The organism is Nocardia amikacinitolerans NBRC 108937 (assembly GCF_001612615.1).
Classification (GTDB): domain Bacteria; phylum Actinomycetota; class Actinomycetes; order Mycobacteriales; family Mycobacteriaceae; genus Nocardia; species Nocardia amikacinitolerans.
On the sequence record NZ_BDAU01000033.1, the window covers coordinates 82109 to 101243 of the forward strand.

The following is a 19135-nucleotide window of genomic DNA, read 5'->3' on the forward strand; positions in this document are numbered from 1 at the left end:
GAAGGGGGCCGGGTGGTCCCTCGGTCTGTCCGAGGAAATGGGTGGCGCCCCCGCGCCGATGCCGATGGTGTGGGCCATCCGCGAGATGATTCATGCGGCCAACTCGGCTGCCAGCGTCTTCGATCTCAGGCCCGCTATGGCGCAGGTCCTGTTCGAAATCGGGAATTGTGCCCAGTGCTCGAGTTAGGTCCGTACAGTCTCGCGTAGTTCGCTCGACGCATGGCGAGATTCCCGAGAACCGCACCTAACCGCCAGCAGGATTGCGGAACGCATACCGAAGCGATGATCGCTGTGCACTCTGCCCATGGCAACTGATCTCGATCGGAGACATAGTCGTTCACCGATGGAACACCAAATAGATTCGACAGTGGCTCCGCCGCCCGATGTAGCCGAGTTCGACCAGCTCTACATCGGCGGCCGCATGACCGCTCCCGCGGGTGCCGACACCATCGAGGTGGTCTCCCCGCACACCGAAAAGCTGATCGGCCGTGTCCCGCATGCCTCGCGTGAGGACGTCGACCGAGCGGTGGCGACAGCGCGCGCGGCATTCGACGAGGGGCCATGGCCCCGAATGACCGTCGATGAGCGCCTTGGCGTCTGCCAGCGTTTTCGCGATGCGTTCGCGGCACGCATCGAGCAGTTCGCCCGGCTCATCACCGCTCAGAACGGCGCGCCCTACAACGTGAGCATGGCGTTCCACACTCGCGCGGCCGTCCTGCTGTGGGATGCGCAGATCGCGATCGCCCGCGACTTCCCGTTCGAGGAGCGTCGCCGCGGCGGGCGCAATCCGCTGCTGGTGCGCCAGGAGCCCGTTGGTGTTGTCGCCGCGATCATTCCGTGGAACTCCCCGCAATTCCTCGCGGCGGGAAAGCTTGCTCCCGCTCTGCTCTCCGGTTGTAGCGTTGTTCTCAAGGCGTCACCGGAAACACCCTTGGATGCTTACCTCCTCGCGGAGGTCGCCGACGAGGCCGGGCTCCCGCCGGGAGTTCTGAGCATCCTGCCCGCCGATCGTGAGGTCAGCGAATACCTGGTCGGACATCCCGGTGTCGACAAGGTGTCGTTCACCGGTTCGGTCGCCGCGGGCAAGCGGGTCATGGAGGTCGCGTCCCGCAACCTTACCCGGGTGACGCTGGAGTTGGGCGGGAAGTCCGCGGCCATTGTGTTGCCCGACGCCGATCTCGATGCTGCGGTGGCGGATCTGATGATCGCGTCGTACGGCAACAACGGTCAAGCGTGTATCGCGCGCTCCCGTGTCCTCGCGCCGCGCTCGCACTACGACCAGATCGCCGAACGTCTCACCGCGGCCGTCGGTTCGCTGATGGTCGGTGACCCGAACGAGCGGAGCACGCAGATCGGCCCGCTGGTGACGCAGCGGCAGCAGCGGCGCAATCTCGACTATATCCGCATCGGCCGAGACGAAGGCGCGAAAGTGCTGGCCGGTGGCGGCATTCCCGCTGGGCAGCCGACGGGCTGGTACGTGGAGCCGACGCTGCTCGGCAATGTCGACAACAGCATGCGGGTCGCCCGCGAGGAGATCTTCGGTCCGGTGATCTGCTTGCTGTCCTATGAGGACGAGGCCGATGCCGTGCGCATCGCCAACGACTCCGAATTCGGCCTGTCGGGCAGTGTCTACACCGGCGACATCGAGCACGGCATCGAGATCGCGCGCCGGGTGCGGACCGGAACCTTCGCCGTGAATGGATTCAGCCTCGACGTGAACGGTCCCTTCGGCGGGTTCAAGAACTCCGGTATCGGCCGCGAATACGGACCCGAGGGCTTCGCTGCCTACCTGGAACCCCAAACGGTGTATCTGCCGGTCGGCTACGACGTTTCCGCTCGGTAGCCATGCAGCGGGAACAAGGAGGAGACGTGAGTCGAAATACAGACCCGGCCGCTGCCGGTACGACCGAAGTTCGCCCGGCGAAGCGGTCGACCGTCAGCGCCGTTGTCGACAACGCGATGTACACCATCGGATTGATGAGAGTCTGTGGGGGAGTGGAGGATTCCGCTGCCGTAGATCGCGGCGGCACCGGCAAGATCCATCGACGCGCCGACAACAGGGCCGATGCGACGACCGACCATTTCCGTTTGTGGATGAAGCATGGCGCCGACAGTCCGGAGACCCGGGCAGCGGTGGCGAAGGTCGCGCGGATGCACGAGCACTATGCGCAGTCCTATTCGATGTCCAACGAGACCTTCGTGCGCGGGATCGCGTTGTTCGCAACCATTTTCGACGAGGTGACCCAGACCGTGGGCCTGAACATGGTAACCGAGAAGCGCAAGGCGGCCCTGGTCACACACTGGCTGGCCATCGGTGAACAACTCGGGGTAAAGGATATGCCCCGCACCTGGGCGGACATGCAGCGTGTCAACTTCGAGTACGAGCACGATCCCCGGCATTTCCGGGCAACACCGGAGGGTCGCCGGTGTGCGGATTCACTGATCGACCAGTTCAACGATCGATGGCTGCCGCGGCCGTTGCACCCGGTCGGCCGTGCGATCCTGCTGTCCCTGCAGCCCGATCACGTCTTGGAAGCTGTCGGGCAGAAGAAACCGCCTGCACCCGTGGTGGGCCTTGTTCGTCGCACCATCCGGTTGTCGGCACAGGCGGGGATGCGTGCGGCGAAACGACGACGACGGCGATCGGCGGCGACCGGACGCTGAAAGGGCTTGTGGAGGTGTCATTTCGGCGTTGCCGTGGTGCGCACATCCGACGGCGTGACCCCAATGCGGCACGAAAGCGCGCGGGTGAAATGGGGTGCGTCGAAGAAGCACCGGCAGGTGGCGATCCTGAGATGACTCAGGCCCGGATGTAGCAGCTCGCGGCGGCGCCGGACAAGCGCTGGCGCCGGACGAAACCGGAGACGGTGGTCCCGCCGTCGACAAGCGCGCCTTGCAGGGTCTGCGGCGACACGGGGTGGACGGCCGCGACGGACTCGGCGGTGCGGGGTCCGGACCGAAATATGCTCGTGGTTTCCCGGCTGAGTACGACCGGGTCTGCCACGTCGAGTTCATCGCGGCTTTTCCGAAGTACTCGGCCGGAAGATCCCGTGCGGGGACCTGCGCGCGCACGTCGCGTTGAATGCGGACACGCGGAGGGACCGAGCGGTGTGGGCTTGCGGGTGCGGTAGCGTGCCCCAAGACACCGTTTCCATCCGTGACCGGTATTCGAGGCGAAGTGCAGATCAAACCCCCCAGGAAAGTGCCTAGGTACTGGGAACCCCCGTCGGAGCGAATCGCCGAGCTCATTCGCACCGGGGTAGGCCGCATGCTCGACAACCCGAAGGAGGTCTACCGGGCTGTCGACGAGGCTGTGCTTTCCTCATCGGGCTCGCAGTCGGCGGCCTCGGAACCAGGGCTGCTGGAGGCGTTGCTGGCTTCGATTCGCGCCAACTTCAGCCATTGGGCCACCGCCAACTTCAAGACGCCCGGTATGCCCGTGACGCCGAACCTCGGCCCAGAGAACGTTGATCTGGCCCGGGAGTTCGTCCGGCACGGATTCGACAGCGGGATATTGACCAATTTCCACGCCGGCCAGAACGCCGCTGTCCAGACCTGGACCACCATGGCATTCGAGCTGACCAGCGATCCGGACGAACTGCGTGAGCTGATCGCCGTGGTGAACCGGTCGATCTTCGCATACATCGACGACACGCTCGCCGCGCTGTACGAACTGATCGACAACGAACGCGGTCAGAACCCCGATGTCGACCATGCCGCGCGTATGGAGGCCGTGGAGTTGGTGTTGCAGGGCGCGCCGATCAGCCTCAAGCGTGCTAGTCAGCGTATTCGCTATGACCTGGGCCGCCGTCACCTGGCAGCTGTCGTCTGGACCGACGACGCCGGGACCGACCCGGGCCCGCTCGAGCGAGCCGTGACCGCCCTGGCGCAGGCCACCGGCTCCGTGCGGCCGCTGACGATCCTGGCCAGCTCCACAACTATGTGGGTGTGGGTGTCGAGCACGGAAGAGTTCCGGATAGCCGACATTCTCGAGCGCCTCGACGTTGGACCTGGTGCGAGGGTGGCGATTGGCTCTACCGGTGCCGGGCTACAGGGCTTCCGGCGCAGCCATCTCGACGCCGTCACCACGCAGCGCCTCATGCGGCGGCTGTCCGTCGATACCCGAATCGCCACCTATGACGAGATCGAGGTGGTCGCTCTCGCGACCGCCGACATGGAACGCGCGATGGAGTTCGTCGGCCGGACCCTCGGGTCGCTGGCGACCGACGATCCGGAATTGCGTGAGACGCTGCGGATGTATCTGCGCGTGGGATCGAGCACCACACACGCAGCGAAAGCCCTCTTCGCGCATCGCAATACGATCGTCAACCGGCTCGAGCGTGCCCGTGGGCTGTTACCCCAGCCGCTCGAGGGGCGCACTCTGCAGGTCGCGCTCGCGCTCGAGATCATGCAAGTGATCGGCGGTCCGCCGAGCGACTGAGGCTGCGGCCCGGCCGGATGTAAGTCGGCACAGCGATTGGATGCTCGCGGCCATTACGCACTCGCCGCCGCCACCGTAGCCGTGACGCATTACGGCCTCAGCGGTGGCGCCGACTACCTCGGGAGCGTTATGGATCGAGTTTGCCGGATACCCGGAGCGGATTCGGCAGTTGTCGCCCACATCGGAATTCGTCGAACCGTAGCTCCGCTTGAAGGGTCGATCGCGCCAAACAGTACACGCGCCGCGCAACATCCGACACGGAGCGGCGAATCGTACTGCGGTTCCTATGTGAGCCGGGCGAGATCCGAGGATCGGAGCTCAGCCTCGCGGCATATGCGCGGCGGGATAACGTTCGTTCCACGCGCCGCGGGGCAGGATCTCCTGGATTCGGTCCAGGTGAGGCTGGTCGAGTGTGACCTCTGCGGCGGCAACATCTTCCTCGAGCCGCACGGGGCTGCGGGTGCCCGGGATCGGAACGATGTCGCGGCCCTGAGTGAGCAGCCAGGCCAGTGCCAGCTGAGCGACGGTGCTCGCCGAACTCGACGCAGGTTCCAACGTCGCGCAGGGCGTACCAAGGCCAACGTCGAGCTGGACGGCACCCGCCGTCGAGCCGCACGCGATAGTGTCGAAGACTGTGCCGTTTCCGCGGCCGACTCCCCCTGGCGCCTACGTCGCCAGCTGGATAAATGCGGTCCCCGCGGCTACCAACAAGGTGTGCGTCCGCGAAATCGTCAGCCGGTGAAGTTCGCCATGATCGAAAATATCATCGCCGCCGCAGACTGGCGGCAGCCGTGATGCTCAGGCGAACCTCTGGCGGATCTGACAGTTTCCTGTGAGCTGGGGTTGTACCGTGGATGTGGGTGCATAGGGACGCGGCGGGGGCGCCTATCCTGAAGCTGTGAACTCACGTGTCACGTCAACCAGCCCGACTGTTCTGGTTGTCGACGACGAACCGGACATCCTCGATCTGCTCTCCTCCGTCCTGCACATGAGCGGCTTCGAGGTCCGTGTCGCCACCACCGGCGCGGACGCTGTGACCTCGGCAGCCGAGTGCCGTCCCGACATCGTGGTGTTGGACGTAATGCTTCCCGACAGCGATGGATATTCCGTCGCGCGGCGACTTCGCCAGCAGTGCGATTCCATTCCGGTGCTGTTCCTGACCGCCCGCGACTCCGTCGAGGACCGGATCGAGGGTCTGCGCGCGGGAGGCGACGACTACGTGTGCAAACCGTTCAGCCTCGAGGAGGTGCTGCTGCGCGTGCAGGCCGTCCTGCGGCGAACCCAGGACCACGGGTCGACGGATCCCGATTTGCTGCGCTACGCCGACCTGCATTTGAATGCCGATGCGCACACCGTCACACGTGCGGGGCAAGAAATCTGGTTGTCCGCCACCGAGTTCCGTTTGCTGCACTATCTGATGCTGAACGCCGATCGGGTCGTGAGCAAACAACAGATCATCGACCGGGTGTGGGGCTCGGAGGACGGCCGTGACGGGCGAGTGGTGGAGACGTTCATGAGTCAATTGCGCCGCAAGATCGATATCCGCGATCCCGCGCTCATCCATACGGTCCGCAACGTCGGCTACACGCTGCGGTCGGGCGGGTTCCGATCGGCGTCGTGACGGTCCGGACGGGGGTCGGTTCGTTGCCAACTCCTCACACGAACTCTGTACGCCGTTGTCATCGGTGCGTGGCTACTCGGAGCTGTAACGGCACGACGGTGCCCGCACCCAGGCGCGCACACGTGAGCTCATGAGCCGGATCCGAGCCGAGTCCATGCGTATTCGAGAGCTCGTCGACGATCTGCTGTTGCCGAGGTGATTCGACGGAGGGACGTCCGCTTGATCTGACCGAGGTGGATCTTGCGGCTGTGGCCGCAGGCGTGGTGCGCTCGTCGGTTTCCGGACGGTCGGATTACGCGCGCCAGCGCCGACGAGCGAATCCGAATCCGAATCCGGCGATCAGAATCGAATTCGGCAGGTCGCCACGAAACTCGTCAACAGTGCGCCCATGCACACACCGAGCGATGCCGACATAGCAGTCGTTGTCGGCATCGACGAAACTCATCGCGATCGATTGTTCGACCGCGTTCATCGAGCGAGCAGACGGTCTCGCGCAAGCAGTTTCGGTCTCGGTTCGGCCATCGTGGCGGCATGGGGGAGGGCACACCCGGCACGCGTGCATTCTTCACCGGCGCGGTCAACGGGAGTGTCTCCCGTGCTGTCTCGCCTGCGCGAGGATTCAGGGCACCGGCGGTCGGATCTCGTTATGTTCGGGCGGCCGCGCCTTTACGCTTGCCTGCACGACGAGTGCTGGTCTCGTTGACGTCGGCGGCCTCGGTCGTGGTCGGCCTCCATCGGTCGAAACGGTAATCATTCAAGTCGAAATGACCGCTACGCCAATATGTTTCGATGGTGGTGACTGGTCTCAGCGGGACGTCTCCGTTCCTGTCGTAGTAGTAGCTGTTGGCTCCTCGACAGCTGTCTTGCCAGAAGACCTGCCGCTTGCGGCGGCGCATCATTTCCTCGAAGTAGCGTGAATTGGCGTCGCCGGTGATCTCGACGCGGGTGGCGCCGACTCGGCGGGCCTGATCCAACGCACGCACGATGTGCTTGGCGCACACCTCGACCAGCGTGAAGTACGACGAGCCGTTGTAGCCGTAGGGCGCGAACATGGCGAACAGGTTGGGGAAGTGCGGAATGCTGACACCTTCGTAAGCCTGTACGCGCTCCTTGGCCCAGAAGGCATCGAGGTCGATGCCGTCGGTCCCCACGCATTCGTAGGGGACGCCGGGCGTGTACGGCAGTTTGAAGCCGGTAGCCAAGATGATCACGTCCAGTTCGTGCTCCACCCCGTCGACGGTGCGGACCCCCGTCGGGGTGATCCGGTCGATCCCCGCGGTCTCCAGATGCACGTTGGTCCGGTTGAACGCGGGCAGGTAATCATTGGAGAAACTGGGTCGCTTGCAGCCGAAACCGTACTGGGGCGTGAGCTTTTCGCGCACGCCAGGATCATGGACCTGCCGGGCGAGCATGCGCCTGGCGGACCATTCGGCGTACTTCGTGATGGGGAAGAGCGTGTGGTAATGCACGGCCAGCGGCAGAATGGTTTCCACGAATCCCTGGCTGATGATCCGCGCGAGCATCTCGGTGCCGGGCAAATGCGCCAGCGTCCACTGCATCCGCGGCGACAGCGGCCGGTCGTGCTTCGCGATACACCAGATCGGCGTGCGTTGAAAGACGGTCAGCTGCGTCACTTCCGGCGCAACGGCCGGAACCACCTGGACCGAGGAAGCGCCGGTGCCGATCACACCGACGCGCTTACCCTTCAAGTCGAGCGTGTGGTCCCAGCGCGCCGTGTGCACGATCGGCCCTGTGAAATCGTCGATACCGTTGAAGCGCACCTCATTCGGCTCGGAGAGCACGCCGGTGGCGTTGATGACGTATCGAGCGGTGAACTCACGCCCGTCGGTGCTGGACAACCGCCAGCGGTGCGCGGCCTCTTCGAAGTGGATCCGCGCGATCTTCGTGTCGAAAATGAATCGTGATCGAAGGCTGTACTTGTCGACGCAGTGTTCGGCGTAGGCTTTCAGTTCCGCACCCTTGGCATAGACGTGCGACCAGTCCGGCTTCTTCTCGAACGAGAACTGATAGCTGAAGGATGGAATGTCCACGCCGATACCGGGATAGGTGTTCCAATGCCAAGTGCCGCCGGCGCCGTCACCGGCTTCGATGATTCGGAAGTCGTGCATTCCGGCCTCGTCCAGCTTGATTGCCACGCCGATGCCGGAGAACCCCGCGCCGATGATCAGGATTTCGTGATCTACCGGTGGTAGAGCTGAGTTCGTCATTGATTTGCTCCTTGGATTGCTTACTTGGCGGCCAGTGTGCGGCTGAAGAAGTCGATGTCTGCGGCGGCCGTGCGTTCGAACCATTCACCGCTGAACGAGTCGAAGTGCCCGGTGGGCATATTGCGGAACTCGACGTGCGGGGCTCGTGAGAGCAAACGGCGCTGAATCCAGGCGGGCGCCACGCGGTCCTGGCTGGCGATCTGGGCGAGCAACGGCGCGGTGATGCGGTCGGCGCGGCGGCCCGGTCGGAACAGCGGCAGGGTGATCAGCTCGGCCGCTGTCACGTCGTTGCGCCACTCGCCCAGTTCGGAATGGCTTGCGACACTGTGTGGTTCGAGCCATTCGAGGCCGTCGACGCCCTCGAAGATGGAGAAGAACGATCGATAGTCCGCCTCGCCGACGATCAGCGCACCGCTGCCGGGCAGCCCTACCGCCGGAACCGGGATCGGAGGTCGGCCGAGCCGACGACCAACGAGATCGCGGAGTATCGCCGAGGCTGAGCGCAGCCGGTCTGCCACCGGCGTACCCGGTGTAACGAACAGTCCGTCGACGAGCGGCACGATCACATCCACCGCCGCGATGCGGGAGTCGCGCGCGGCAACCTCCAGCGCCAACCCGCCACCGAGCGACGAGCCGAACAACCCGATTCGTTCAGGGTCGATACCGGACAGCCCGCGGGCATAGCTTACGGCGGCTTCGAGATCGGCGATCCAGTCGGCCAACCGCAGCCGACCGCGCGGTGAACCAGGGCTGGCGCCGAATCCGCGCGGGTCGAAATCCAATACGGCGCAGCCTGATTCGACGATCCGCATCGCGCGGCGACCATACTGGCTGAGATGTGTTCCGCCGAAGCCGTGCGCGATGACGACCAGGCCGAGGGATTGACCGTTCGTGGTGGGGGGCCGGTACAACCAACCACGGCATTCACCGTCGCCGGATGGAAAGCTCACACCTTCTTCGATGTACTGCAACCTCATGTCATTCCATTGGTCGAGGAGAGTTTCCGACCTGAAGGTGAGTATCGACGCGACGCTTCCAGGCCGATTCCTTGGCGTCGAGATTGGTTAGCGCGATTTCGAGGACCCTGCGGGGGCATCAGGCGCTCGGTGGCTGCGCTGATACCGTGCCCGCCGCCCATGTGCGCGACCACGGTGTCGCTGATAGAGGACATACTGGGCGACGGTAGTCACCAAACCTCACCGACCGAATGGACCGAATGCACAGAAGTCGAAAGATCGATGTGCAGAATAGCCATCGAGAGAAGACCCGGGTGGCTCGATTACGGTTCCTCATTGCATCGGCCGGTCTGCTGCCGGAGTCGCTGTGGGATTGTCCAGCATTGCCGCCGATCGCGTGACTACACAACTGCACCGAAGGCCTTCGCCGCTTCTGCCCGCCGGACTGGTAATGCGTGGCGTGTCCTGCCCCGTGGTGATGGTGGACAATTGGGCAGGCGGTTGGACGGCATGGGAAGCGGCGCGACAAGGTCGCGCCAGCTCTGTCGTGTCCCGGGGTCCGGCCGGTCTCTGGGTGCCGGGGGAGGACGCGAGACCGATGCTGCGCGGGATCGCGGAGGGCGCCGGATCGCGGCCACGACAGCGGCCGTCGATCGTAAGAGATTGGATGGCGGCCAGACGATCGCAATTATGGTGACGATTGCGTTCGACAGTAATAAAACGATTCATTTCCACAATATGGCGCACGGTAGCATCGGCATGTCGATGGATATGTGGTCGTCCACCGTGACCGAATACCGCACAGAACTCTGCGATAGTTGCGCTGCGACGTCGGCGATCTGGTCAGCGCTGCCCTGGAAGTCCACTTTGAAGGCGCCGGATTCGATGTGAAGATGGCGAAAAGGTTTGGGCTGATGCTGCGCTGTCATTCGTATCACGGCTCTGTAATATCTTGCGGGTGAGGGCCTTTCGCGGAGGCCGAGCGACGGCATGCGTCATCGACGATGATCGGCTTCCCGATGAACCTCACGAGATGGCTGGCGTCTTCCGTGTGTCGCGTCGCGTGACTTCGGACCAAGGTTGATTGATTCTGCCTCGGGGGTGGCCGCGCAGGAAGGGCGCAATTGCCATATCGAAGACTTCTGCTGGGGCAATGTGCACAGTTTGTCTCGGGAGGGATGGACCGGCGTGCCCCTCGTGTTCTATGGGGACGTGACCTCCGCTAACCCCGACCCACTCCCTCGGATCCCGCGCGCTCGCGCACTGCTGTTCGGGTTCGTCCATGCGGGGCGTCGATGGAGCGCAGGGCTGCGGTCGGCGGCGGCGCTCGGGGTGCCCGGCGCGCTCGTCGTCGCCTCGGGCCATCCTGAGCTCGCTTTGTTCGTCACCTTCGGTGCGTTTGCGGTGCTGTACGGGGAGGGGCGCGTCTACCGCGTGCGTGCGTGGGTTGTTCTCACCGCGGGCGCGGGGTTGCTCGGGGCCGCGGCGGTCGGGGGCCTGGTTGGCGAGCTGCTGCCGGGCCGTGACGGCTTCACGCTGGTCGTCGAGATTGGTCTGCTCACGGCGATCGCGATGGGCGGCGTGTTCGTGATCGACGCGACGCGACTGGGTCCGCCGGGGGCATTGTTCTTCGTGCTGGTCTGCGCCGGGGCGCTGGTGGCGTCGGCGTCGGGCACCGGCATCGGGGCGATCCTGTGGTGCACCCTGCTCGGTGTTCTGGGTTCGGTCGCGGCGTCCATGGCTGGTGCCATGGTGGACCCGAGCAAGCCGGAACGTCTGGCGGTGGACGCCGCGGTGAAGGCGGTACAGGAATACGCCGACGCCATAGCAGCGGGTGGGGCGACGCTCGCCGCACGACATCGAGCGGGCGAGGCGGTGGCCAACGGCTGGGCCGCGATCCACGACGCTGGTGTGCCCACGCGCGCAGCGCGCTCACCGCATATGGTCGCGATGACAGCCGCGCACCGCGCGCTCGCCGCGGCGGACTCCGATCCGATCGAGGAACTGCCGGAAGGGATGATCCCGCTGGCGCGGCCGCCGCTGAGCTATCGGCTGAGCCGCGCGTTGTCGGTGCACTCGCATGCTTGCACCACCTCAGTGCGGGTCGGGGTCGCCTGCCTCGTCGCCGGTGGGCTGGGCAGCCTGGTCGCCGCGTCGCATCCGCACTGGGCGATCCTGGCCGCGCTCATCGTGCTGCAGGCGGGCCCGGACCGGGTGGGCGGCCGAGTGCGCGCTACCCAGCGTCTGATCGGCACGGTGCTGGGGCTCGGTCTGTTCGCGGTGCTGTACGAACTCTCGCCCACCGGGTACGCGCTGGTCGCGGTGGTGGCCGCCCTGCAGTTCGGGATCGAGCTGTTCGTGACGCGCAACTACGCGATTGCCGCGGTGTTCATCACCCCGGTCGCGCTCCTGGCCGGGGATGCGAGTGCGGGCGACATTGGAGTCGTGGTAGGAAATCGGTTGGCTGAAACCTTGATCGGTGTGGTCGTCGCGGTCCTTGCACTGCATTTCGTGCTGGCTAAGGCGGATCGGCGAAATCTCATGTGGACCGAGCAGAGGATGCGCTCGGCGGCGCGTGCCCTCCTGGCCGCGTTGCGCCTGTCCCCTGTCGATCAGGCGCCCTTGGCTTTGCGCCGGGATCTGCACTATGAATTGATCGGCGGAATGCGCAGCGGAATCGATGCCGCGCACAACGATCCCGGCTGGACGCACAGGCATTGGCCCGCGCACGCGGCGCTGCTGCGATCGGGATACGACCTGTTGGCCGCGTGCTGGGCAGCGCCTGCGGGAGAGCGCCTGGACGATATCGGGCGCTGGGACGAAGAGTTCCGTCCGAGCCACGAGCCCGAATCGGATACGCGGACAGCGTGATTCAGGTCATCCGGGTCACGGACACCCGGCCTGGGGCTCGGTCGTGGACGTCCCCTTTGCGGGTGATCGCTGCTGTAGCACTGGTCGGTGCGATGGCGGTCGCGCCGGTCGCGTTCGCGGGCAGTGCCATCGTGCAGCCCGCGCCGCCGGGTTGCGACCACGGCCCCGGCGGCCCCGAATCCGTGTCCTCCTCCGCCGCCTCACTGATCGAGAACCCCGTGCGCGATGGGCTCGGCCCTCGCGCACGGGGCCCCGGCTCACCCTAGAGGCTCAGGCCGCCCCAGGTAGGACCGCACTGCCCGCACGAGGATTGGCCGATGAATGTGAGCCGGAGCCCCGAAGGATATTGATCCCGTGCTTGCCGAGGCAGGCGTCCAGTGCTCCTGCCGGGTCGGTGGTGGCAGTCGTCGACGGGGCCCCGATTCCAGCACGGTGTGGCCGTGCCGAAATTGGGGCCGCCGGTCGGGGTTCGGTCAGATCGGTTGGGACAGGTCGTATACCGTGGCGCGGCCGGCCGTGGTCGAAGCGAAGTTGGCCTGTACCCAGGCGGTGATCGCACTCGCCGCACCGTCGGAACCGCCGAATCCGCCCATGCCCGCGACGAAGTAGCCGATTTCACCGTCTGTCACGTACCGCTGGAACTGTTCGAGGGTGGGGGAATCGTCGCGGCCTATGAAACCGCCGATCGACATGACCGAGGTTCCGCTGCTCAGCGCCAGATCGGCGGCGGTGGACGCGCCGACGGCGGCGGCGGACCAGCGACCGTCGGTGTTCTCCAGCAGCGCTCGCAGTTCGTCATTGTTTCCGAGGTCAGCCGACATGCCGCCGAGTACAGAGCCCAGGCCTTCAGGGAGTTCGCCGGTCGAAGGGGCGCCCGAAGTCTCGTCGTTCGAAGGGGTTCCGCCGCTCGGCAGTTCACCGGTGGGCAGGGCGCCGCCGGGGAAGCTGCCGACGGGCATCCCCCCGAAGGTTTCGCTGGTGCCGGGCCCCGAAGTCGGATTGCCGCCGCTGTGGCCGTGGCTCGCAGTCTCGACGGCGTAGGCCCCCGCGCCGCCGAGGCCGAAAAGCAAACCGACAGTGGCGATTACCACGGTGTATCGGCGGGCCAGGCCGAAACCGACGGCCAGCGTGATCGCGGCTACCACCGAGCCGAAGAGAACGGTCCAGCGCAGCCACGGCAGCCAGTCCGGGGTGCGGTCGAGCAGCTCGAAGGACCAGAGACCGGTGACCACGGCCATGGCCGCGAGCGTCAGTCGCGCCCCGGGATTGGTTCTGCGCAACCACAATTCACGTACCGACAGGGCGACGATAGCACCGATCGCGGGTGCGAGCGCCACCGTGTAGTAGGGGTGCACGGTGCCGCTCATGAACGACAAGACCAGTCCGGTGACGAGCAGCCAGCCACCCCAGAGGATCAGTGCGGCGCGGGTGCGGTCGGTCCTGGGTGCGCGTCGGGTCAGCCACAACCCGGCGAGCAGTCCGATCAGAGCCGCGGGCAGCAGCCAGGAGATCTCGCCGCCCATCTGGCCTCCGAACAGCCGGGTGATGCCGCTCGCGCCACTGAATCCGTTGCCCGCGTGCCCGCCCCCTCCGCTGCCTCCGAAGAGCCGGCCGACGCCGTTGAACTCCACGGCCAATTGCCACAGGCTGTTGTTGGTGGAGCCGCCGATGTACGGTCGCGCCGACTCGGGCCACAGCTCGACAAGCGCGACATACCAGCCGCCTGCGACGATCATGGCGGCGCATGCGACGAGCAGCCGCCCGATACGCTGCCAGAACCCGCCCGTCGCCCCGATCAGATACGCCAGACCGAGGCCGGGCAGGATGAGAAACGCTTGACCCATCTTGGTCAAGAACGCGAATCCGACTGCGACGCCGGCCAGTGCCAGCCATCCCGTCTGCACGGAAAGCCAACGGGTATCACGAGATTGGATGGCGCGCACAGTGCAATAGGCACCCGCCACGAGCAGCAGCACGAGCAGTGCGTCGGGATTGTCGTACCGGAAGATCAAGGTCGCCACCGGCGTGAGGGCGAAGATCGCCGCCGCGAGCAGGCCGGTACCCGGGCCTGCGCACCGGCGCACGGTCGCGTACAGCAACGCCACGGCCGCGACACCTATCAGCGCCTGCGGCAGCAGGACCGACCATTGGGAGAATCCGAGGAGTTTGCCCGACAGGCCCATCACCCAGAGCGCGGCGGGTGGTTTGTCGACGGTGATGGCGTTGCCCGCGTCGAAGGAGCCGAACAGCAACGCCTGCCAGCTCTGCGAGCCCGCCTGTGCGGCGGCGGAGTAGTAGGTGTTGGCCCAACCGGAGTTCGTCAGATCCCACAGGTAGAGCGCCGCGGTGCCGAGGAGGAGCAGGAGGGCTCCCGGCCGCGCCCAGCGTGGTTGGGTCGACGGTCCGACGATCAGCCGGGTGATCCGATCCCGTTGGCCAGGCGCGACGGCGCGATGTCGCTCCCGGTCTGTCTCCGGTTCGTGCTGTCTCAATGCCGATGTCATGCTCTTCCTTCGTTCCGCCGGGCCATCGGTGGCCGGTGCGTGCTCGGTGTTATCGCCGGTCGTGTACGACATGCGATATGCCCGGAGACATGGAGGGTCCTCGCGTGCGATCCGGGTGCGGCGTACATACGATGGTGGAACCCGAACCTCCAGGGCGACCTCGGTGTAGCTGGGAGGTGGCTCAGAGTCGTCGCACGGTTCGCTGAACGTCAGCTGTGTGCGATGTGGCGCGATGACACGGACTCGCAGCACGGATCTGGCGCCCGCTGTGGTCGCGGTGGCGCGGGGCATCACTCGCGTGATGGGCGGCGGTTCGCCGACGTGCGGATGAATCTCCCGCCATCAGCACAGCCGATCTTCCCTGATCACACCGGCAGCAACTTCCCAGGCGATGTGCAGCTTCGTCCGAGGTCCGCGGTCCAGAGTGGCCCGGTGACCGATACCGTGACAACACCGCCGCCGGTCGAGACGGCGCGGCGCGATGACAGCCTGCCGCGATGGGAGCGGACCGCGTTGGGCGCTTTGCTGCTCGGCACCGCCGTCGCCTATCTCTGGAACCTCGCGGCCAACGGCTGGGCGAATGCCTTCTATTCGGCTGCCGCGCAGGCCGGTTCGCAGTCGTGGACGGCGTTCCTCTTCGGCTCCTCCGATGCGGCGAATTCGATCACGGTCGACAAACCGCCTGCGTCGCTGTGGCTTTCGGGGCTGTCGGTGCGTGTCTTCGGATTGAGCAGTTGGAGCATTCAGGTCCCGCAGGTGTTACTCGGGGTGGCGACGGTCGCCCTGCTATGGGCGATCGTGCGACGCCAGTTCGGTCCCACAGCCGGATTGCTTGCCGGACTGGTGATGGCGCTGACGCCGGTGGCGGCCTTGATGTTCCGGTACAACAACCCGGATGCGCTGTTGGTCTTCCTCATGGTCGCGGCGGCATGGGCGCTGCTGCGTGGCATCGAGGATGGGCGCACCCGCTGGCTGGTGCTCGCGGGCGCATTCATCGGAATCGGGTTTCTCACCAAACAACTTCAGGTGCTACTCGTGGTCCCCGCTTTGGCGCTCACCTACTTGATCGCCGGTCCGCCCAAAGTAGGCACGCGCGTTCTGCAATTGTTCGCGGCAGGCGCCTCGATGGTGGGCGCTGCGGGGTGGTGGGTGTTGATCGTGGAATTGCGGCCGGAATCGGCTCGGCCGTGGATCGGCGGTTCCTCGCACAATTCGATCCTGGAATTGACATTCGGCTACAACGGGATGAACCGGTTGAGTGGCGACCGGGGGGCCGGATCGAACGGGGCGGGTCTGACCCGGTTGTTCGGGGAGGCGCTCGGCGGCCAGATCGCCTGGCTTGTCCCTGCTTCGCTGGTGCTGTTGGTGTCCGGAATCGTTCTGTGTGGCAGAGCAGCTCGCACGAACCCGCGGCGTGCGGCGTTTCTGCTCTGGGGTGGGTGGTTGCTCACCACCGGGGCGGTTTTCAGCTTCATGACCGGAGGCTTCCACGAGTACTACACCGTCGCGCTGGCTCCTGCGGTCGCCGCACTCGTCGGCGGGGGCTCGGTCATGTTGTGGCGGCAACGCGAACAGCGTTGGGTGGGTGTCGTTCTCGCGCTCGCCGTGGTTCTGACGGCGGCGACCGCCTGGATGGTTCTCGGGCGTACGACGAATTTCGTGCCCTGGCTGCGATGGGTCGTACTCGCGGCCGCCTTGGTGGCGACGGTGGCGTTGCTGTTCCGGGTGTCCCGTCGGGTGGCGGTCGTCGCAGTTGCGGCCACCGCGGTGACCGGACTGGCCGGGCCGGTCGCGTACGTGGCCGATACGATCGCACGCCCGCACACCGGCGGCATGCCGATCGCAGGTCCCAGCGTTCCGCACGGCGGGCTGATGCTGGGCGGGCCGCCTGGACCGAACGGCAACGTGCCCAGACCGCAAAGTAATCCGGGTGTGCCATCCGCCCCGCCCGGTGCGCCTGGCGCCGTTCCGCAAGGCGGCGCCGGCGCCGCGCGTGAGGTTCCGGCAGGCCGGCCGGACGAGGCGCGCAAGCCCGGCGACCGGGTGCTCGCGCTGCTGAACGCCGATGCTGATGCCTACATGTGGGTGGCGGCCACCATCACCGCCGGCAATGCCGCGAGCTACCAGCTGGCCACCCAGCATCCGGTGATGCCGATCGGCGGTTTCATCGGCGGGGACCCCTCGCCCACCTTGGATCAGTTCCAGCAGTACGTGCGTGAGGGCGTGGTGCACTATTTCATCGGCGACGCCGATAGCCGCGCGCCCGGATTGGGCCGCTCCGAATCGGAGAGCACGAAGATCGCGCAATGGGTCAGGGCGAACTTCGCGGCCACCCAGGTCGACGGCGTCACACTGTACGACCTCACCGCCGCCCGCTGACCTTCCCGCGACAACCGGGTCAGCTCGGGTCGCCGCTTTGCGCCGCCGCTGGCGCGCCAGCTCGTACCGTTGTCATGAAACGCCTTCGCTGGTGTCGTTACTTCGCGTTGTCGACGACGCGACCGCCATGGACGACTTGGTGGACGGCGCCCATGGTCCGGTGCCACCGATCAGCACGGCGCGCGTCAGCGCCAGAATGTCGTTCATCTCAATTCCTTTCGTCGACGAGGTTCGGCCGCTTCGCGTCGCGTCGACGCCGCAGCCGGGCGATCAACGCGACCGCGAGCGTCACCGCGAGCAGCGCCAGACTGATCGGGCCGACGTACTTGCTGAAGATGGGACCGGCCAGATAGCCGCCGATCACGAAGATCGCCACCCAGGCCGTCGTGCCCGCCGCGCTGAATGCGAGAAAGCGTGGGAACGAGTACCGCGCGGCGCCCATCAGCAGCGGCACCACCGCGCGAATCGGCGGCACCCAGCAGGCGATCGCCACCGCCAGCTCGCCGCGGCGGAGCAGGAAGGCTTCGCCTTTGGTCAGCAACCGGCCGACAATTCTGGAGTCCTTCTGCGCGCGTTCGACTCGGTCGTCGATGCGGCGCCCGACCTGAAAGGCCAGACTCGGGCTGACGACCGCGGTTACGGCTATCGCGGTGAAGACGAGCGGTAGCGAGAGTTGACCGCTCGCGGCGAGGACGCCCGCCAAAATTAGAAACGGCTCGCCAGGCAGCAGCATGCCGATCGGAAACCAGAACATGACGGCGACGAGCGCCACGAGTGCCAGGTACAGCGTCGGGCCGTGCAGGCCGTCGAGAATGCTGGTTATGTCGCCCACGGTTACGCCTCCGCCTCCGTTGCGCATGCCGAGGGAGATATCGCGCCCGCTAGATGCGGGGTGTGGTGAGCGCCGTCGATCGATGGAAGAACCTCGGTGGTCATGACGCCGATCCTGGATGCCGGTCAGGTATATGAGAAGTCAATAGTTTGTATTCGGTGATAAGCGCCGTGGATATCATTAGGTGGTGACCACTCCGCGCCCCGATATGAATCTTCTGGTCGCGCTGCACGCGCTGCTCGAGGAGCGGCATGTGAGTCGTGCCGCAGAGCGTATCGGTGTCAGCCAGCCGGCGGCGAGCGCGTTGCTGGCGCGATTACGCAGGAAGTTCGGCGACGAACTGCTGGTGCGCGTCGGCAACGGATACGAGCTCACCCCGCTGGCGGTGCAACTGAGCGAACAGGTGGCCGGGGTCATGCAGCTATCGGATCGGCTGTTCGCAACCAAGTCCCACTTCGATCCGTCCACCACCGAGCGGGAATTCGCGCTGGTGATCTCGGATTACGCCGTCGCGGTGCTGGGCCCAGCACTGTTGTCGGCGTTCGAGACACAGGCGCCGCACGCGGTGTTGCGGTTCCGGCAATTCGGCTTCGCCGTTCCTTCCGATACCGAGATGCGCTCGGTGGACGGGCTGATCGCGCCACGCGGCACGCTGCCGGCCGGATTGCACGGCATCGAACTCTTTGCCGACGAGTGGGTGGCGATCGTCGATCGACGCAACGAACATGTGGGGGAGACGCTGGATTGGCGGCGGCTCGACGATCTGCGATGGGTATTCGGCCAGCACGACCGACGTCAGATGCCTTTGGTGATGCGCAGGCTGGCCGAGCGCGGTGTACAGATTCAGCCGCACGCGGTGATCGACAGCTTCTTGGCACTGCCGCGATACGTTCGCGGCACCGATCGGGTCGGCGTTGTCCAACGAAGATTGACCCGGGACTTGGCGTGGCCGCCGGAGCTGAGGGTGCTGCCCTTCGATGCCGGGCCAATCAACGACGCGCTGTGGTGGCATCCGATCCACGCGCACGACTCCGGCCACCGATGGTTCCGCGAGCTCGTCGGTGATGTGGGCCGATTACTCGACGCTGACACCGCCGTCGAGTAGGACATCTGTGGCTGCCAGCAGCTTCCCAGTCAGGCAGCGGGTTGGCGGCAGCTTCAGCGGCGATGATCGCTGAGTCGGGAGCCGGTCGGACGTTCGCTGTGATGCCCGACCGGCCCGTATCCTGCTCGCGGCGCTCACCATTGGCATGGCATGGTGTGGGTGGCCCCGCCGCCGTGCTGGAGGCGGGGCCACCCGAAT

At 65.8% G+C, this 19135-nt stretch carries 15 protein-coding genes; 9 read left to right on the forward strand and 6 right to left on the reverse strand.

The window, feature by feature from the left end; genetic code table 11:
• Positions 1-304 precede the first annotated feature (304 nt).
• The 3 genes from NAM01S_RS24375 to NAM01S_RS24390 all read left to right on the forward strand — a co-directional run bounded on the left by NAM01S_RS24375 (position 305) and on the right by NAM01S_RS24390 (position 4441).
• Complete coding sequence (locus NAM01S_RS24375; RefSeq protein ID WP_253799275.1) at positions 305-1843, forward strand: aldehyde dehydrogenase; 1539 nt, start codon at positions 305-307, stop codon at positions 1841-1843.
• A gap of 26 nt (positions 1844-1869) precedes the next feature.
• Positions 1870-2664 (forward strand): oxygenase MpaB family protein, encoded by a 795-nt coding sequence (locus NAM01S_RS24380; RefSeq protein WP_157107885.1) that lies wholly within the window; start codon positions 1870-1872, stop codon positions 2662-2664.
• Positions 2665-3268: 604 nt separating this feature from the next.
• A complete protein-coding gene (locus tag NAM01S_RS24390; RefSeq protein WP_067789086.1) occupies positions 3269-4441 on the forward strand; it encodes a PucR family transcriptional regulator in 1173 nt (390 codons plus the stop codon).
• A 318-nt stretch (positions 4442-4759) separates the two neighbouring features.
• Here NAM01S_RS24390 and NAM01S_RS24395 read toward each other — a convergent pair whose 3' ends face one another.
• On the reverse strand, positions 4760-4996 hold the full coding sequence (locus NAM01S_RS24395) for an aldo/keto reductase (protein ID WP_067789089.1): 237 nt from the start codon (positions 4994-4996) through the stop codon (positions 4760-4762).
• 343 nt (positions 4997-5339) lie between these two features.
• Between NAM01S_RS24395 and NAM01S_RS24400 the strand changes: the two genes are divergently transcribed.
• Complete coding sequence (locus NAM01S_RS24400) at positions 5340-6062, forward strand: response regulator transcription factor (protein ID WP_067789092.1); 723 nt, start codon at positions 5340-5342, stop codon at positions 6060-6062.
• A gap of 644 nt (positions 6063-6706) precedes the next feature.
• Here NAM01S_RS24400 and NAM01S_RS24410 read toward each other — a convergent pair.
• Together NAM01S_RS24410 and NAM01S_RS24415 are read right to left on the reverse strand one after the other, a co-directional pair.
• Entirely contained in the window at positions 6707-8290 is a 1584-nt protein-coding gene (locus NAM01S_RS24410) for a flavin-containing monooxygenase (protein WP_067789098.1), read from the reverse strand.
• A gap of 20 nt (positions 8291-8310) precedes the next feature.
• Positions 8311-9267 carry an alpha/beta hydrolase gene (locus NAM01S_RS24415; protein ID WP_067789100.1) on the reverse strand — a complete coding sequence of 319 codons (957 nt, stop codon included), beginning with the start codon at positions 9265-9267 and terminating at the stop codon, positions 8311-8313.
• A gap of 669 nt (positions 9268-9936) precedes the next feature.
• Here NAM01S_RS24415 and NAM01S_RS35290 point away from each other — a divergent pair.
• From NAM01S_RS35290 to NAM01S_RS35295, 3 genes are all read left to right on the forward strand, one after another.
• Positions 9937-10137, forward strand: coding sequence for a hypothetical protein (locus NAM01S_RS35290; RefSeq protein ID WP_157107886.1), 201 nt, complete (start codon positions 9937-9939; stop codon positions 10135-10137).
• Between the two features lie 321 nt (positions 10138-10458).
• On the forward strand, positions 10459-12117 hold the full coding sequence (locus tag NAM01S_RS24420) for an FUSC family protein (RefSeq protein ID WP_067789274.1): 1659 nt from the start codon (positions 10459-10461) through the stop codon (positions 12115-12117).
• A 62-nt stretch (positions 12118-12179) separates the two neighbouring features.
• Positions 12180-12383 carry a hypothetical protein gene (locus tag NAM01S_RS35295; protein ID WP_157107887.1) on the forward strand — a complete coding sequence of 68 codons (204 nt, stop codon included), beginning with the start codon at positions 12180-12182 and terminating at the stop codon, positions 12381-12383.
• Positions 12384-12590: 207 nt separating this feature from the next.
• Here the strand turns inward: NAM01S_RS35295 and NAM01S_RS24425 are convergent, their stop codons facing one another.
• Positions 12591-14621 (reverse strand): ArnT family glycosyltransferase, encoded by a 2031-nt coding sequence (locus NAM01S_RS24425; RefSeq protein ID WP_067789275.1) that lies wholly within the window; start codon positions 14619-14621, stop codon positions 12591-12593.
• Positions 14622-15053: 432 nt separating this feature from the next.
• Between NAM01S_RS24425 and NAM01S_RS24430 the strand changes: the two genes are divergently transcribed.
• Positions 15054-17000, forward strand: coding sequence for an ArnT family glycosyltransferase (locus NAM01S_RS24430; RefSeq protein WP_372511726.1), 1947 nt, complete (start codon positions 15054-15056; stop codon positions 16998-17000).
• 72 nt (positions 17001-17072) lie between these two features.
• On the opposite strand, the gene NAM01S_RS36745 is transcribed toward NAM01S_RS24430, so the two are convergent.
• Positions 17073-17207 carry a hypothetical protein gene (locus NAM01S_RS36745; RefSeq protein ID WP_255284331.1) on the reverse strand — a complete coding sequence of 45 codons (135 nt, stop codon included), beginning with the start codon at positions 17205-17207 and terminating at the stop codon, positions 17073-17075.
• 1 nt (position 17208) lies between these two features.
• Positions 17209-17832, reverse strand: a complete 624-nt coding sequence (locus NAM01S_RS24435; RefSeq protein ID WP_067789103.1) for a DedA family protein — start codon at positions 17830-17832, stop codon at positions 17209-17211.
• 187 nt (positions 17833-18019) lie between these two features.
• Here NAM01S_RS24435 and NAM01S_RS24440 point away from each other — a divergent pair, with 187 nt between their 5' ends.
• Positions 18020-18937, forward strand: coding sequence for a LysR family transcriptional regulator (locus NAM01S_RS24440; RefSeq protein WP_157107888.1), 918 nt, complete (start codon positions 18020-18022; stop codon positions 18935-18937).
• The last annotated feature ends 198 nt before the right edge of the window (positions 18938-19135 follow it).

What these genes read in the sequence shown, in the direction of transcription:
- NAM01S_RS24415 (WP_067789100.1), bottom strand. Translation starts at nt 9,267, where the DNA reads ATGAGGTTGCAGTACATCGAAGAAGGTGTGAGCTTTCCATCCGGCGAC.
- NAM01S_RS35290 (WP_157107886.1), top strand. Translation starts at nt 9,937, where the DNA reads ATGGTGACGATTGCGTTCGACAGTAATAAAACGATTCATTTCCACAAT.
- NAM01S_RS24410 (WP_067789098.1), bottom strand. Translation starts at nt 8,290, where the DNA reads ATGACGAACTCAGCTCTACCACCGGTAGATCACGAAATCCTGATCATC.
- NAM01S_RS24425 (WP_067789275.1), bottom strand. Translation starts at nt 14,621, where the DNA reads ATGACATCGGCATTGAGACAGCACGAACCGGAGACAGACCGGGAGCGA.
- NAM01S_RS24390 (WP_067789086.1), top strand. Translation starts at nt 3,269, where the DNA reads ATGCTCGACAACCCGAAGGAGGTCTACCGGGCTGTCGACGAGGCTGTG.
- NAM01S_RS36745 (WP_255284331.1), bottom strand. Translation starts at nt 17,207, where the DNA reads ATGAACGACATTCTGGCGCTGACGCGCGCCGTGCTGATCGGTGGCACC.
- NAM01S_RS24375 (WP_253799275.1), top strand. Translation starts at nt 305, where the DNA reads ATGGCAACTGATCTCGATCGGAGACATAGTCGTTCACCGATGGAACAC.